The 14,361-nt window shown below is 40.3% G+C and carries 25 protein-coding genes; all 25 read left to right on the top strand.

What is annotated here, in order from left to right:
* Positions 1-27 precede the first annotated feature (27 nt).
* The 25 genes from rplP to argB all read left to right on the top strand — a co-directional run bounded on the left by rplP (position 28) and on the right by argB (position 14,356).
* The gene (gene rplP / locus GQF63_RS10255) at positions 28-450 is read left to right on the top strand and encodes a 50S ribosomal protein L16 (RefSeq protein ID WP_160369130.1); all 423 of its coding nucleotides are present in this window, start codon (positions 28-30) and stop codon (positions 448-450) included.
* Between the two features lie 96 nt (positions 451-546).
* Positions 547-765 carry a 50S ribosomal protein L29 gene (gene rpmC, locus GQF63_RS10250; protein WP_160369129.1) on the top strand — a complete coding sequence of 73 codons (219 nt, stop codon included), beginning with the start codon at positions 547-549 and terminating at the stop codon, positions 763-765.
* A 14-nt stretch (positions 766-779) separates the two neighbouring features.
* Entirely contained in the window at positions 780-1,034 is a 255-nt protein-coding gene (gene rpsQ / locus GQF63_RS10245) for a 30S ribosomal protein S17 (protein ID WP_149524834.1), read from the top strand.
* Position 1,035: 1 nt separating this feature from the next.
* Positions 1,036-1,404: a 50S ribosomal protein L14 gene (rplN, locus tag GQF63_RS10240; RefSeq protein WP_002997484.1), complete on the top strand. Its 369-nt coding sequence runs from the start codon at positions 1,036-1,038 to the stop codon at positions 1,402-1,404.
* Positions 1,405-1,406: 2 nt separating this feature from the next.
* A complete protein-coding gene (gene rplX / locus GQF63_RS10235) occupies positions 1,407-1,751 on the top strand; it encodes a 50S ribosomal protein L24 (RefSeq protein WP_160369128.1) in 345 nt (114 codons plus the stop codon).
* Entirely contained in the window at positions 1,751-2,320 is a 570-nt protein-coding gene (gene rplE, locus GQF63_RS10230) for a 50S ribosomal protein L5 (RefSeq protein ID WP_160369127.1), read from the top strand. The genes rplX and rplE overlap by 1 nt, the downstream gene beginning before the upstream one ends.
* A complete protein-coding gene (gene rpsN, locus GQF63_RS10225) occupies positions 2,313-2,582 on the top strand; it encodes a 30S ribosomal protein S14 (RefSeq protein WP_093100399.1) in 270 nt (89 codons plus the stop codon). The genes rplE and rpsN overlap by 8 nt, the downstream gene beginning before the upstream one ends.
* 143 nt (positions 2,583-2,725) lie before the next feature.
* Positions 2,726-3,124 carry a 30S ribosomal protein S8 gene (gene rpsH, locus GQF63_RS10220; RefSeq protein ID WP_160369126.1) on the top strand — a complete coding sequence of 133 codons (399 nt, stop codon included), beginning with the start codon at positions 2,726-2,728 and terminating at the stop codon, positions 3,122-3,124.
* 21 nt (positions 3,125-3,145) lie between these two features.
* Positions 3,146-3,700, top strand: a complete 555-nt coding sequence (rplF, locus tag GQF63_RS10215) for a 50S ribosomal protein L6 (RefSeq protein WP_160369125.1) — start codon at positions 3,146-3,148, stop codon at positions 3,698-3,700.
* A 5-nt stretch (positions 3,701-3,705) separates the two neighbouring features.
* On the top strand, positions 3,706-4,059 hold the full coding sequence (gene rplR, locus GQF63_RS10210; RefSeq protein ID WP_160369124.1) for a 50S ribosomal protein L18: 354 nt from the start codon (positions 3,706-3,708) through the stop codon (positions 4,057-4,059).
* Positions 4,060-4,071: 12 nt separating this feature from the next.
* A complete protein-coding gene (gene rpsE, locus GQF63_RS10205; RefSeq protein WP_149524840.1) occupies positions 4,072-4,590 on the top strand; it encodes a 30S ribosomal protein S5 in 519 nt (172 codons plus the stop codon).
* Positions 4,591-4,594: 4 nt separating this feature from the next.
* A complete protein-coding gene (rpmD, locus tag GQF63_RS10200) occupies positions 4,595-4,774 on the top strand; it encodes a 50S ribosomal protein L30 (protein ID WP_149524841.1) in 180 nt (59 codons plus the stop codon).
* 113 nt (positions 4,775-4,887) lie between these two features.
* A complete protein-coding gene (gene rplO / locus GQF63_RS10195) occupies positions 4,888-5,334 on the top strand; it encodes a 50S ribosomal protein L15 (RefSeq protein ID WP_160369123.1) in 447 nt (148 codons plus the stop codon).
* A gap of 6 nt (positions 5,335-5,340) precedes the next feature.
* Positions 5,341-6,687 carry a preprotein translocase subunit SecY gene (secY, locus tag GQF63_RS10190; protein WP_160369122.1) on the top strand — a complete coding sequence of 449 codons (1,347 nt, stop codon included), beginning with the start codon at positions 5,341-5,343 and terminating at the stop codon, positions 6,685-6,687.
* 7 nt (positions 6,688-6,694) lie between these two features.
* Entirely contained in the window at positions 6,695-7,477 is a 783-nt protein-coding gene (map, locus tag GQF63_RS10185; RefSeq protein WP_160369121.1) for a type I methionyl aminopeptidase, read from the top strand.
* Between the two features lie 71 nt (positions 7,478-7,548).
* A complete protein-coding gene (gene infA / locus GQF63_RS10180) occupies positions 7,549-7,767 on the top strand; it encodes a translation initiation factor IF-1 (RefSeq protein WP_021071231.1) in 219 nt (72 codons plus the stop codon).
* 43 nt (positions 7,768-7,810) lie between these two features.
* Positions 7,811-7,927: a type B 50S ribosomal protein L36 gene (ykgO, locus tag GQF63_RS10175; protein ID WP_013665024.1), complete on the top strand. Its 117-nt coding sequence runs from the start codon at positions 7,811-7,813 to the stop codon at positions 7,925-7,927.
* Between the two features lie 28 nt (positions 7,928-7,955).
* A complete protein-coding gene (rpsM, locus tag GQF63_RS10170; RefSeq protein WP_160369120.1) occupies positions 7,956-8,333 on the top strand; it encodes a 30S ribosomal protein S13 in 378 nt (125 codons plus the stop codon).
* Positions 8,334-8,343: 10 nt separating this feature from the next.
* Positions 8,344-8,733, top strand: a complete 390-nt coding sequence (rpsK, locus tag GQF63_RS10165) for a 30S ribosomal protein S11 (RefSeq protein ID WP_160369119.1) — start codon at positions 8,344-8,346, stop codon at positions 8,731-8,733.
* Positions 8,734-8,800: 67 nt separating this feature from the next.
* Complete coding sequence (rpsD, locus tag GQF63_RS10160) at positions 8,801-9,409, top strand: 30S ribosomal protein S4 (protein ID WP_160369118.1); 609 nt, start codon at positions 8,801-8,803, stop codon at positions 9,407-9,409.
* Positions 9,410-9,491: 82 nt separating this feature from the next.
* Positions 9,492-10,484 (top strand): DNA-directed RNA polymerase subunit alpha, encoded by a 993-nt coding sequence (locus GQF63_RS10155; RefSeq protein ID WP_160369117.1) that lies wholly within the window; start codon positions 9,492-9,494, stop codon positions 10,482-10,484.
* A gap of 122 nt (positions 10,485-10,606) precedes the next feature.
* Positions 10,607-11,341: a 50S ribosomal protein L17 gene (rplQ, locus tag GQF63_RS19955; RefSeq protein ID WP_160369116.1), complete on the top strand. Its 735-nt coding sequence runs from the start codon at positions 10,607-10,609 to the stop codon at positions 11,339-11,341.
* A 115-nt stretch (positions 11,342-11,456) separates the two neighbouring features.
* Positions 11,457-12,590: an aspartate aminotransferase family protein gene (locus tag GQF63_RS10145; RefSeq protein ID WP_160369115.1), complete on the top strand. Its 1,134-nt coding sequence runs from the start codon at positions 11,457-11,459 to the stop codon at positions 12,588-12,590.
* A 10-nt stretch (positions 12,591-12,600) separates the two neighbouring features.
* A complete protein-coding gene (locus GQF63_RS10140; RefSeq protein WP_160369114.1) occupies positions 12,601-13,563 on the top strand; it encodes a Rossmann-fold NAD(P)-binding domain-containing protein in 963 nt (320 codons plus the stop codon).
* Positions 13,564-13,567: 4 nt separating this feature from the next.
* Positions 13,568-14,356 (top strand): acetylglutamate kinase, encoded by a 789-nt coding sequence (gene argB / locus GQF63_RS10135; protein WP_160369113.1) that lies wholly within the window; start codon positions 13,568-13,570, stop codon positions 14,354-14,356.
* Positions 14,357-14,361 lie beyond the last annotated feature (5 nt).

Raw genomic sequence — 14,361 nt, 5'->3', positions numbered from 1 at the left:
AAGAACAGATTTTAACAAAATACGAACATGTTACAGCCAAAAAGAACGAAGTTCAGAAAGATGCAGAAGGGCCGCATGAAAGGTAATGCTACTCGTGGAGCAGAATTAGCTTTCGGTTCTTTCGGTATCAAATCACTGGAGTCAGCATGGATCACTAGCCGTCAAATTGAGGCAGCACGTATCGCCGTAACACGTTACATGAAACGTGAAGGTCAAGTGTGGATCCGCATCTTCCCTGACAAACCTGTTACGAAAAAACCTGCAGAGGTACGTATGGGTAAGGGTAAGGGTGCTCCAGAATACTGGGTAGCGGTAGTGCGCCCAGGCCGGATGTTATTTGAAGCAGAAGGGGTGCCTTTAGAAATTGCTAAAGAAGCCTTACGTCTTGCCGCACAAAAATTACCGGTTCAAACGAAGTTTGTGATACGTAGAGATTACGTTGAAGCATAATAATCGTTGGTAATGTCTAAAATTTAGCCTTACTGCCGTTACCAGTAAGGCCATATTTAAAAATTAAGGATAACCCAACATCAACACTGGAAAAAAATGAAAAATTCAGAAATCGTAGAATTATCAACGAAGGATTTAACAGCTCGTCTTGCTGAAGAGAAAGCTGCCTTAAACAAATTGAAATTTGCACATGCTGTTTCTGCTATTGAGAACCCTAACGTGATCAAAGCAGCTCGCAAAACTATCGCTCGTATCGCTACTGAGGTATCGAACCGTAAGAATGCAGCGCAATCTGAAACAGCCGCTGAGGCATAAAAATTAAAGTCGAAATGGAAAGAAATTTAAGAAAAACAAGAATCGGCTTAGTAGTTAGCAACAAAATGGACAAATCCATTACTGTAGCGGTTGAACGTAAAGTAAAACACCCTATCTATGGTAAGTTCGTGAAAAAAACTACTAAATTCAAAGCTCATGACGAAGAGAATACCTGCGGTATCGGCGATACGGTATTAATTATGGAAACTCGTCCGCTGAGTAAGACAAAAAACTGGAGATTAGTTGAAATTTTAGAAAGGGCTAAATAAGATGGTACAACAGGAATCAAGATTAAATGTAGCGGACAATAGCGGAGCTAAAGAAGTTTTAGTAATCCGTGTATTGGGCGGTACGCGTAAGCGTTATGCATCTATCGGTGATAAGATCGTTGTTACCGTAAAGAGCGCTTTACCTTCAGGAAACGTGAAAAAAGGATCCGTTTCTAAAGCAGTAGTCGTACGTACGAAAAAAGAAATCCGTCGTAAAGATGGTTCTTACATTCGTTTCGATGACAATGCAGCAGTATTATTAAATAATAACGATGAGCCTCGTGGAACGCGTATTTTCGGCCCTGTTGCCAGAGAATTACGTGAGAAGCAGTTCATGAAAATTGTATCACTAGCACCGGAGGTTTTATAATTATGGCACAGAAAACAAAAACAACTACGCACAAAATCAAAATTAAAAAAGGTGATTTAGTGAAAGTTATCGCTGGTAACTCTAAAGGTGTTCAAGGAAAAGTATTGCAAGTTTTAGTGGATGCAAACAGAGCTATCGTTGAAGGCGCTAACCTTGTTAAAAAACACACTAAACCTAGCGCAGCTAACCCTAATGGTGGTATCATTGAGAAAGAAGCTGCTATCAATATCTCTAATTTAGCTTTAATTGACCCTAAAACAGGTGCTCCGACACGTGTTGGTCGTAAAGTTAATGCAGAAGGTAAAATCGTTCGTTACGCTAAAAAATCAGGGGAGGAAATTAAATAATGACTTACGCACCAAGATTAAAAGCGAAATATGCGGAAGAAATCCGCTCAGCGCTTAAAGAAAAGTTTCAGTACAAAAGCGTGATGCAAGTTCCTAAACTGGAGAAGATTATTGTATCTCAAGGTATCGGTGCTGCAACAGCTGACAAGAAGTTAATTGACAATGCAATTGGCGAGTTAACTTTGATTACCGGTCAACAAGCTGTTCCTACGAAATCTAAGAAAGATATCTCTAACTTCAAATTGCGTAAAGGAATGCCTATTGGAGCTCGTGTAACCTTACGCGACAACAATATGTTTGAATTCTTAGATCGTTTAATCGCTGTTTCATTACCACGTATCCGTGACTTCCGCGGTATCAACGATAAAGGTTTCGATGGACACGGAAACTACAACTTAGGGATTACGGAGCAAATTATCTTCCCAGAGATCAACATTGACAAAATCAACAAGATCCAAGGTATGGATATCACTTTCGTAACATCAGCTAAGAACGATATCGAAGCTTTAGAGTTATTGAAACAATTCGGTTTACCATTCAAAAATCAAAATTCGAACAACAATGGCTAAAGAAGGATTAAAAGCACGCGAAGTAAAGCGTCAGAAATTAGTAGCTAAGTTTGCAGAAAAACGTGCTGCCCTTAAAGCAGCTGGTGATTATGCAGCCTTAGACAAATTGCCTAAGAATGCTTCCCCTGTACGTTTGCACAATCGTTGTAAATTAACAGGCCGTCCTAAAGGATATATGCGTCAATTTGGTATCTCTCGTGTAACATTCCGTGAGATGGCTTTAGACGGAAAAATCCCAGGGGTGAAAAAAGCTTCTTGGTAAACAAAAAAAAATATTTACTTTTGCCCGGATAAATCGTGAAAACGATTTATCGGGTTTTTTTTGCATTGCAAATAGTATTAACCGATAATAGGTCTGGTCGTCAAGGAGATAACCGGAAACCATTATCATAATTTTATATCATAATGAATACAGATCCAATAGCGGATTACCTTACACGAGTAAGGAATGCCATTAAGGCCAACCACAGGGTTGTTGAAATTCCTGCATCGAACCTAAAGAAAGAAATCACCAAAGTTCTTTTTGACAAAGGTTACATTGCTAATTACAAATTTGTTGAGGAAGGTCCTCAAGGCATCATCAAGATTGCATTGAAATACCACCCAATTAGCAAGGTACCGGCTATTCGCACTTTGACACGTGTGAGTAAACCTGGTTTAAGAAAGTATGCAAGTGTTGACAGCATTCCTCGCGTATTGAACGGTTTAGGCATTGCTATCCTATCTACATCGAAAGGTGTGATGTCGGATAAAGAAGCTAGCGTTCAAAATGTTGGCGGTGAAGTTTTATGTTACGTTTATTAATCTAGGAAAAAACACAAAGAAATGTCAAGAATTGGAAAAGCGCCTATTGCCATTCCTTCGGGAGTATCAATTTCCGTGTCAGATAAAAATCTGATCACTGTGAAAGGCCCTAAAGGCGAATTAACACAGCAAGTGGACCGCGACATTACTGTTAAAGAAGAAGACGGTAATATTGTCGTATCTCGTCCGACTGAACAAAAGAAACACAAAGCATTACACGGTTTGTACCGCGCCTTGCTTAACAACATGGTTGTAGGTGTAACAGAAGGGTATAAAACTACACAAGAATTAGTGGGTGTTGGTTACCGTGCTTCAAACAACGGTAATACATTAGAGTTGACTTTAGGATTCTCTCACCAGATTGTTTTTGTTTTGCCAGCGGAAATTAAAGTAACAACTACTGCAGAGAAAGGGAAAAACCCAACGATTACCTTGGAGTCTACCGACAAACAATTAATCGGACAGGTTGCCGCGAAAATCCGTAGCTTCCGTAAGCCAGAGCCTTACAAAGGAAAAGGTATTAAATTCGCGGGTGAAGTATTAAGAAGAAAAGCAGGTAAATCAGCTAAAAAATAATAACCATGGCAGGAATTAAATCAACTCGTAGAGCGAGAATCAAAAAAGGAATTAGAAAACACCTGGCTGGATCGACAGAACGTCCTCGTTTAACCGTTTTTAGAAGTAACAAAGGAATCTACGCACAAATTATCGACGATACCATTGGTAAGACTTTAGTGTCTGCCTCTTCTTCGTCTAAAGAATTTGCTGCATCAGGCAATAAAGTAGAGCAATCGAAAGCTGTAGGTAAATTAGTTGCGGAGAAAGCCGTAGCAGCAGGAATTAGCAAAGTAGTTTTTGACCGTAATGGGTATCTATACCATGGCCGTATCAAATCATTGGCTGAAGGTGCTCGCGAAGGCGGTTTAGACTTTTAATCAAGAAAGAAAATGGCATTAAGCAATATTAAAAGAGTAAAATCAAGCGAAATTGAATTAAAAGATCGCTTAGTAAGCATCCAACGCGTTGCCAAAGTTACTAAAGGTGGTCGTACCTTCAGTTTCTCAGCTATCGTGGTTGTTGGTGATGAAAACGGCATCGTAGGATACGGATTAGGTAAAGCTAAAGAGGTTACTGAAGCGATTACTAAAGGTATTGACGACGCGAAGAAAAACTTAGTGAAGGTTCCTATCATTAAAGGTACGGTTCCTCACGAGCAGTACGGTAAGTACTCTGGTGGTTCAGTATTGATCAAACCAGCGGTACACGGTACAGGAGTATTAGCAGGTGGTGCGATGCGTGCCGTATTAGAGTCTGCTGGTATCACTGACGTGTTAGCAAAATCATTAGGTTCTTCTAACCCGCATAACGTAGTAAAAGCAACGATTGATGCATTAGCAAACATGCGTGATGCTTATACCGTAGCGCAAACACGCGGTGTCGATTTAAATAAAGTATTTAACGGTTAATATCATGGCAAAAATTAAAATCACCCAGATAAAGAGCGTTATCGACAGAAGCGAGCGCCAAAAGAAAACTATTGAGGCTTTAGGATTGAAAAAAATCAACCACTCAGTAGAAGTTGAAGCTACTCCAGCCATTATTGGCATGGTTCGCAAAGTGAACCATTTGGTAGCTGTAGAAACTGTTTAAAAATAACGATGGAAAGGATTTCTCACAGTCCTTTCCATTCTGTTTATTCATTAAATATTAAAATGTTACCTCCTGTTTAGTGAGAGCGAAGGAGTAACACAATTCATTTTAAAATGAACTTAAGTAATTTAAAACCAGCAGTTGGTTCAACCAAGAGTAAAAAACGTATCGGTCGTGGTCAAGGTTCAGGACGTGGCGGTACTTCAACCCGTGGTCATAAAGGTGCAGGATCTCGTTCCGGTACTTCTACGAAAATCGGTTTTGAAGGTGGTCAGATGCCTTTACAACGTCGTGTGCCTAAGTTTGGTTTCAAAAACATCAATCGTGTAGAATACACTAGTGTAAACTTAGATGTATTACAAGGATTAGTTGAGAAGCACAATTTAACTTCCGTAGACTTCGAAACATTAAACGTTCATGGTTTAGTTTCTAAAAACGACAAAGTGAAAATCTTAGGTCGTGGCGAGTTTACAGCGAAAGTTGAAGTTAAAGCCCATGCGTTTTCTGCCTCAGCTCAAAAAGCTATTGAAGCAGCAGGTGGTTCTATCGTAAAAATGTAATAATACATGAAGAAACTAATCACAACCTTAACCAATATATGGAAGATTGAAGAATTACGTAATCGTATCTTAAATACGTTACTATTTCTTTTAATATACCGCATAGGATGTCACGTGGTATTGCCAGGTGTGAATCCGGATGCATTGGTAGTAAACAGAGAAGGTGGTAATGATATTATGAACCTAATCAATATGTTTGCCGGCGGGTCATTCTCGCGTGCAGCCATTTTTGCATTAGGCGTAATGCCATACATCTCCGCATCTATCGTTGTGCAGTTATTGGGGATAGCTGTGCCTGCGTTTCAAAAGATGCAAAAAGAGGGAGAGTCTGGTCGTAAGAAGATGACCCAAATTACCCGTTACCTAACCGTAGCGATTACTTTGGTACAGTCTGTAGCTTACGTAAAGACACAAATTGGCCCGGAAGCTAAAACTATTGCCGATCCAATGTTCTCTATTTTAGCGGCTATTGTATTGACAGCAGGTACATTGTTTGTGATGTGGCTAGGTGAAAAGATTACTGATAAAGGTATCGGTAATGGTATTTCACTGATTATCATGGCAGGAATTATCGCGCAGCTTCCTGCAGGTATTACAGCAGAATGGGGATCTAGAATGAGCCCTAGCGGTGGTGGTCCTATTCCATTGTTGTTAGAGTTTGTTGCCTTATTCTTCGTTGTAATCTTTACTATTCTTGTTGTTCAAGGAGTTCGTAAAATTCCAGTACAATACGCTAAGAAAATCGTTGGAAATAAACAAATCGGTGGTGTTCGTCAGTACATTCCTTTGAAAGTGAATGCCGCTGGGGTAATGCCTATCATCTTCGCGCAAGCCATTATGTTCTTGCCGATGTCATTAACGCAGTTCTTCCCGAACGTGCAGTCTGACTTCTTAAACTCGTTGAGTAACTATACTTCCGTAACGTATAATGTGGTCTTTGCTCTATTGATTATTGCATTTACCTTCTTCTATACAGCGATTATGGTGAACCCGCAGCAGATGTCAGAAGACATGAAGAAAAACGGTGGTTTCATTCCGGGTATTAAACCTGGTTATGACACCAATTTGTTTATCGATAATGTGATTTCTCACATTACCTTCCCAGGAGCGGTCTTTGTAGCTATTATTGCCATCTTACCGGCAATTGCTACTTTGTTCGGTGTAAACAATCAGTTTGCACATTTCTATGGCGGTACTTCATTATTAATCTTAGTAGGTGTGGTATTGGATACCATTCAGCAGATCGAAAGTCATTTGTTGATGCGCCACTATGATGGTTTAATGAAAACAGGTCGTGTTAAAGGCCGTAGTACTGCAACTAGTGTTGAAGGTTACGACCAATCAGCAATTTAATTTTTGAATGTCCAAAGTATATTATAAAACAGACGAAGAAATTGAGCAGGTGCGGGAGTCAGCAAATGTACTCTCGCAATTGCTTGCTGAAATCGCTTCGTTGATTAAGCCCGGGATTACGACTTTATCCTTAGATAAGTTCGCTTTCGATTTTATTAAAGATCATAAAGGTACGCCGGCTTTTTTAAATTACCACGGTTTCCCGTATTCCCTGTGCATTTCCGTAAATGACCAGATTGTACACGGGTTTCCAAGTGTGTATGAATTGAAAGAAGGAGATATTGTCTCCGTAGATGGTGGGGTAAATTTAAATGGTTTTATTAGCGACTCCGCTTATACATTTGGGGTAGGCGAAATCTCTGCCGAAGCACAGCAATTATTGGATGTTACTAAAGCGTCATTATACGCAGGTATCGAAGAAGCCGTTGCTGGAAAACGTGTAGGTGATATTTCCTCTGCTATTCAAGAATATGTAACACGCTATAACTACGGTATTGTACGCGAGTTAGTAGGTCATGGTGTTGGTTTTCATTTGCATGAAAAACCAGAAGTGCCAAACTACGGCAAGCGTGGATCCGGACCAAAATTAGAAGAGGGCTTGGTGATCTGTATCGAACCGATGATCAATGCCGGAAAAGGTGGGGTGAAGTTTTGGGATGATGGTTGGACGGTAAGTACCATCGATGGGAAGCTTTCTGCACACTTTGAGCAAATGGTGGCCATCCGAAAAGGAAAACCAGACGTGTTATTGAATTTTGAGGCAATAGAGAAAGTTTTAAGTAAAAAGTAGTTGGTATTCAATTATTTTTATTTATCTTTGCACTCCTGTTTTGCGAATTTATACATAAAAATAGAGCTTATATGGCTAAACAAGCCTCGATAGAACAAGACGGTATCATTAAGGAAGCGCTTTCAAACGCGATGTTTCGTGTAGAGTTGGAAAATGGTCATGAGATTATTGCCCATATTTCCGGCAAAATGCGTATGCACTACATTAAAATTCTGCCAGGTGATAAGGTGAAGTTGGAAATGTCTCCATATGATTTAACCAAAGGAAGAATTACATACCGCTATAAATAAGTCGAATAACGCATTTGTAGCAGTATTAAAAAAACTTATAAAAATGAAAGTTAGAGCATCAATTAAAAAACGCAGTGCGGATTGCAAAATCATCCGTCGCAAAGGAAAAGTTTTTGTAATTAACAAAAAGAACCCAAAGTTTAAACAACGTCAGGGTTAGTTATTAACATAATCGCTTAAAGTATTATATGGCAAGGATATCAGGTATAGATTTACCTAAAAACAAAAGAGGTGTTATTGGCCTTACCTATATTTTCGGTATTGGTCGTTCCACTGCTGCTTATATCTTGGAAAAAGCAGGTATCGATCAGAACGTGAAAGTTCAGGAATGGAATGATGATCAATTGGCAGCAATTCGTACCATCATCAACGATGAAATCAAAGTTGAAGGTGCGTTACGTTCAGAAGTACAATTGAACATTAAACGTTTGATGGATATTGGTTGTTACCGTGGACTACGCCACCGTAAACACTTACCAGTTCGTGGACAACGTACGAAAAATAACTCCCGTACGCGTAAAGGAAAACGTAAGACAGTTGCAAACAAGAAAAAAGCTACTAAATAATAAGTAAGAAATGGCTAAAAGTAAAAAAGTTACTAAAAAACGTATCGTTGTTATCGAGCCTGTTGGTCAAGCTCATATCAATGCTACTTTTAACAACATCATTGTAACTTTGACTAACAATCAAGGTCAAACAATTTCATGGTCATCAGCTGGTAAAATGGGCTTCAAAGGTTCGAAAAAGAACACCCCATATGCTGCCGGACAAGCTGCAAACGACTGTGGAAAAGTGGCATACGACTTAGGATTGCGTAAAGTTGAAGTTTTTGTAAAAGGACCTGGTGCTGGACGTGAGTCTGCAATCCGTTCTTTACAAGGTATTGGAATCGATGTGACTACCATCAAGGATATTACTCCACTTCCTCACAACGGTTGTCGTCCTCCAAAACGCAGAAGAGTTTAATAACAGAATTGTTTAAGATAAGATTCTTCAGCTAAAGGCTGAATGATACTTCAAACAGAAATAAGAAATGGCAAGATATACAGGACCTAAGTCCAAAATAGCTCGTAAATTTAGAGAGCCCATTTTCGGCCCAGATAAAGCGCTAGAAAAGAAAAATTACCCTCCTGGACAACATGGTCCATCTAAAAGAAGAGGGAAACAGTCTGAATACGCTATTCAGTTGTTAGAAAAACAAAAAGCTAAATATACGTACGGTGTTTTAGAGCGTCAATTCTCTAATCTATTCGTAAAAGCAGCCGCTAAACAAGGTATTACAGGTGAGAACTTCTTGAAATTATTAGAAGCTCGTTTAGATAACATCGTGTACCGTTTAGGAATTGCACCTACTCGTGCAGCTGCGCGTCAATTAGTTTCCCACAAGCATATTACAGTTAACGGATCATTAGTTAACATTCCATCATATAGCATACGCCCTGGTGATGTTGTGGAAGTTCGCGAACAATCTAAAACTTTAGAAGCAATTGCTAACTCGGTTGCTGGCAGAAAAATCAATAAATTCAGCTGGTTAGAGTGGGATGCAAATGCATTGAAAGGTACTTTCGTGAATTATCCTGAAAGAGCTGACATTCCAGAGAATATCAAAGAGAACTTAATTGTAGAGTTATACTCTAAATAATAAATAATGATAACATGCATCTCCAATGGGGCTGCATGTTATTATTGTATCATAACAAGTACTAAAACTTAAAAGAACATAAATGGCAATTTTAGCATTTCAAAGACCGGATAAAGTTATCATGCAAAAATCTACCGATTTTGATGGTACCTTCGAATTTCGTCCATTAGAGCCAGGATTTGGTGTAACTATTGGTAATGCTTTACGCCGTATTTTATTGTCCTCTCTAGAAGGATATGCAATTACGTCGGTAAGATTTTCAGGCGTTTCGCACGAATTCTCTACGATTAAAGGCGTGGTAGAAGATGTTACGGAAATCATTCTTAACTTGAAACAAGTACGTTTCAAAAAGACTGGTGAGCAAGGCGATAATGAGAAAATCTTTGTAGTTATCAATGGCCAAGATCAATTTACAGCAGGAGACATTACTAAGTTTTCCAACAACTTCACCGTTTTAAACCCAGACATGGTTATCTGTAATATGGATAACTCCGTGACTGTAGAGGTTGAAATTTCTGTAGGAAAAGGTCGTGGTTATGTGAATGCAGAAGAGAACAAAGTGGTAGACGGACCTGTAGGCTTAATCGCTATCGACTCCATCTACACGCCGATCAAAAATGTAAAATATACCATTGAAAACTATCGTGTAGAGCAAAAAACTGACTACGAGAAATTGTTGTTAGATATCTCTACGGATGGTTCTATTCATCCAGAAGATGCTTTGAAAGAAGCAGCGAAAATCTTAATTCAACACTTCATGTTATTCTCTGATGAAAACATGTTGTTAGAATCGCAAACCAAAGAAGAAACAAAAGTTGTTGACGAGGAAATCTTACACATGCGTAAGATCTTGAAAACAGAATTAGTAGATCTTGATCTTTCTGTACGTGCATTAAACTGTTTAAAAGCAGCAGACATCCGTACTTTAGCAGAATTGGTAACTTACGATGTGGCCGATATGTTGAAATTCCGCAACTTCGGTAAGAAATCATTATCTGAAATTCAGGAACTCGTAAAATCTAAAGGTTTATCTTTCGGTATGAACTTGTCTAAGTACAAGCTAGACGAAGAATAATCAACATTACAATACATTAAGCGACCTGTTGCGTAATTCCTCTTGGGAGTAGAGAATAAGTCATCTTATTATACGATACAAGCTTGAAAGAAAGAACGGTACGCACAAAAACAAATTAAAAAATGAGACACGGAAAAAAAGTTAATCACTTAGGCCGCACTGACAGTCACCGTAAGGCGATGTTAGCTAATATGGCGACTTCATTAATTAAACACAAACGTATTACTACCACTTTAGCCAAAGCTAAAGCATTACGTACTTACGTAGAGCCTTTGATTACTAAATCTAAAAACGATACGACTCACTCTCGTCGTACGGTATTCGCTTACTTGAAAGATAAAGACGCTGTTACGATCTTGTTCCGCGAAGTATCTGAAAAAGTTGCTTCCCGTCCAGGTGGTTACACACGTATCATCAAATTAGAAAACAGATTAGGTGATAACGCGGAAATGGCATTTATCGAATTAGTAGATTACAACGAAGTTTACGGCAAAACTGCTAAAACTGAGAAAAAAGCTACGCGTCGTCGTGGTGCTGCTAAGAAAAAAGCTACTCCAGCTGCTGAAGCAAAAGAAGCGAAAGCTGAAACTGCTCAAGGCGACGATTTAACCATCGTTGAAGGTATCGGTCCTAAAATTGCAGAAGTATTAGCTGCTGCAGGTATCGCTACTTACGCTGAGTTAGCAAAAACCGACGCTGAAAAAGTGAAGGAAATCTTAACTGAAGCTGGTTCTAACTTCAATACGGCAGATCCTACTACTTGGGCTGAACAAGCACAATTAGCAGCTGACGGTAAATTCGAAGAATTAGAAAAATTAAAAGCTGAATTAGACGGCGGTAAAAAAGTAGACGAATAAGCTACTTTAACGATACGAAAAGTCCTCTTGAAAAAGAGGACTTTTTTTATTTTATCCTGTTTGCTATGTTATTACTACATATATTTGTAGTTCACATATTACGCAATCTTTATACATGGAACTTTTTAATGTTTATCCTGTCAACCCTATCAACATCGTAAAAGCTAAGGGATCGTTGGTATGGGATGAACAAGGAAATGAGTATCTGGATTTATACGGCGGGCATGCCGTAATTTCTATCGGGCATACGCATCCTCATTACGTAGAAAGCCTAACACAACAATTAAATAAGATTGGATTCTATTCCAACTCAGTGTTAATTCCATTGCAACAACAATTGGCCCGACAATTGGGCGAGGTTTCCGGTAAAGTAGACTATACCCTGTTCTTATGTAACTCCGGAGCTGAAGCCAACGAGAATGCGTTAAAATTAGCTTCCTTCCATACCGGCAGAAAGAAAATCATCGCCTTTAGCAAGGCCTTCCACGGACGTACATCCCTGGCCGTAGCGGCAACGGATAATCCAAACATTGTAGCACCGGTGAACGAAACGGATAATGTCGTGTTTCTACCGTTCAATGATGAGGATGCCTTGGTTAATGCTTTCCAAGAGTATGGCGATGAAATTGCAGCCGTTATTATTGAAGGAATCCAAGGGGTAGGGGGGATTCGCGAAGCGTCTATTCCATTCTTACAATTAATCCGCTCCCTTTGTGATCAATACGGAGCCGTATATATTGCCGACTCGGTACAATGTGGCTATGGCCGTACCGGTGATTTCTACTCGCATGACTATGCCGGCGTAGCTGCCGATATCTATTCCATGGCCAAAGGCATGGGCAACGGTTTCCCGATCGGAGGGATTGCCATTGCGCCTAAATTCAAAGCTTCATACGGCTTGCTGGGTACCACCTTCGGCGGTAACCACTTAGCTTGTGCTGCTGCTGTAGCGGTGTTGGATATCATCAAGCAAGAACAACTATTAGCCAATGCACGCGAAGTCGGAACTTACCTCATTGAAGAGTTGAAAAAATTCGATAAGGTATTGGACGTTAGAGGACGTGGATTGATGATCGGAATTGACCTGCCGGAAGAGTATGCCAACGTAAAAAAAGAGCTACTTTCTATACATAAAATTTTCACGGGCGAAGCGAAACCTAATGTAATTCGTATATTGCCAGCCCTAAACATAACTAAAGAAATTGCAGACCGCTTCTTGACCGCTTTAGAGGAGCGTTTAAAAGCCTAATAACCAATAAATGAAGAATTTTTTTTCCGTAGCGGATGTCGATAACCTGGAAGGCATCGTACAAGAAGCACTGTCTCTAAAAGCAGGGCCTTTTGACCATGAACAACTCGGTAAACATAAAACCATCGGATTGGTATTCCTGAATCCTAGCTTGCGTACGCGCTTAAGTACACAGAAAGCAGCCATGAATTTAGGGATGCAGGTCATCGTTATGAACATGGATAAAGATGGCTGGGCTTTAGAGACCCGTGACGGCGTTATTATGAACGGCACTACCGTAGAACACATTCGTGAAGCTGCGGCTGTTATGGGCGAGTATTGCGATATTTTAGGCCTGCGTTCCTTCCCCTCGTTAAAAGATAAGGAAGCTGATTATACCGAAGACCTCTTCAATAAGTTTGTAAAGTTTGCAGGTGTTCCTGTGGTATCGCTAGAGAGTGCTACCCGTCACCCGCTTCAAAGCTTGACCGACTTAATTACCATTACCGAATACAAGCAAAAAGCAAAACCAAAAGTGGTATTAGCTTGGGCGCCGCACGTTAAAGCATTGCCGCAAGCCGTGCCGAATTCCTTCTCCGAATGGATGTGCAAAGCACAGGAAGAAGGCTTGGTCGATTTCACCATTGCCCATCCGGAAGGTTACGAACTTTCAGATGAGTTTACCCAGGGTGCCGCGCTTAGCCATAACCTGGATGAAGCCCTGGCCGATGCCGATTTTGTGTATGTGAAAAACTGGTCTTCGTTTAAAGATTATGGCCAAGTATATCCCGTAAATGAGAACTGGCTATTAGATAATGAAAAATTAAAATTAACCAATGATGCTAAGGTGATGCACTGCCTTCCGGTGCGCCGTGATCTGGAGCTTTCATCCGAAATATTGGATGGTCCAAATTCCTTAGTAATCAAAGAAGCCAGCAATAGAGTATGGGCTGCGCAAGTGGTGTTGAAAAGAATGTTGGAGGCCTTGAAATAAAAAAATGTCTGTGTTAAACATTATTAAAATTGGGGGAAATATAATCGATGACCCGGTGCAGCTGGATGCTTTCCTCGAAAAATTCTCCGCCCTCTCCGGCCGTAAGATTCTGGTGCACGGAGGTGGCAAAATCGCAACCCGTATCGCTGCCGACCTGGGTATAGAAGCCAAAATGGTCGAAGGACGTCGCATTACCGACGCACCGATGCTCGATGTGGTAACTATGGTCTATGCTGGATTGACCAATAAAAATGTCGTTGCCCAATTGCAAAAGCATAATTGCGATGCCATTGGCCTCTGTGGTGCCGATGCCAACGTCATCAAAGCCGTAAAAAGACCGGTACGCGAAATCGATTATGGCTTCGCAGGTGATATCCTAGCGGATTCCATCAATACCCTGGCCATCAAAAAACTTTTGGAAGCCGAATTTACGCCGGTTTTCTCCGCGATTACCCATAACGGCCTTGGCCAATTGCTAAATACCAATGCCGATACCATCGCTTCTTCCCTAGCCGTGGCCCTGTCGCAAGTATACGAGGTATCCCTGATCTACTGTTTTGAAAAGAACGGCGTGCTCTTGGATGTCAATAACGATCAATCAGTTATTGAAACCATCCGTGCCCAGGAATTTCAACAGCTAAAAGACAATCAGGTGATCCACGATGGGATGATCCCGAAGCTGCAAAACGCCTTTGATGCTATTGCAAAGGGAGTTAGCAATGTGTATATTGGCAATGCCAATAACTTACACCTGTATCAACAGCGTAAGTTTGGCACTTGTTTAATTGCCTAAATCTA

The sequence above is a fragment of the Sphingobacterium humi genome (assembly GCF_009768885.1).
GTDB lineage: Bacteria > Bacteroidota > Bacteroidia > Sphingobacteriales > Sphingobacteriaceae > Sphingobacterium > Sphingobacterium humi.
The sequence above is the reverse complement of the archived record's forward strand: the minus strand, read 5'-3'. Positions and strand labels throughout refer to the sequence as shown.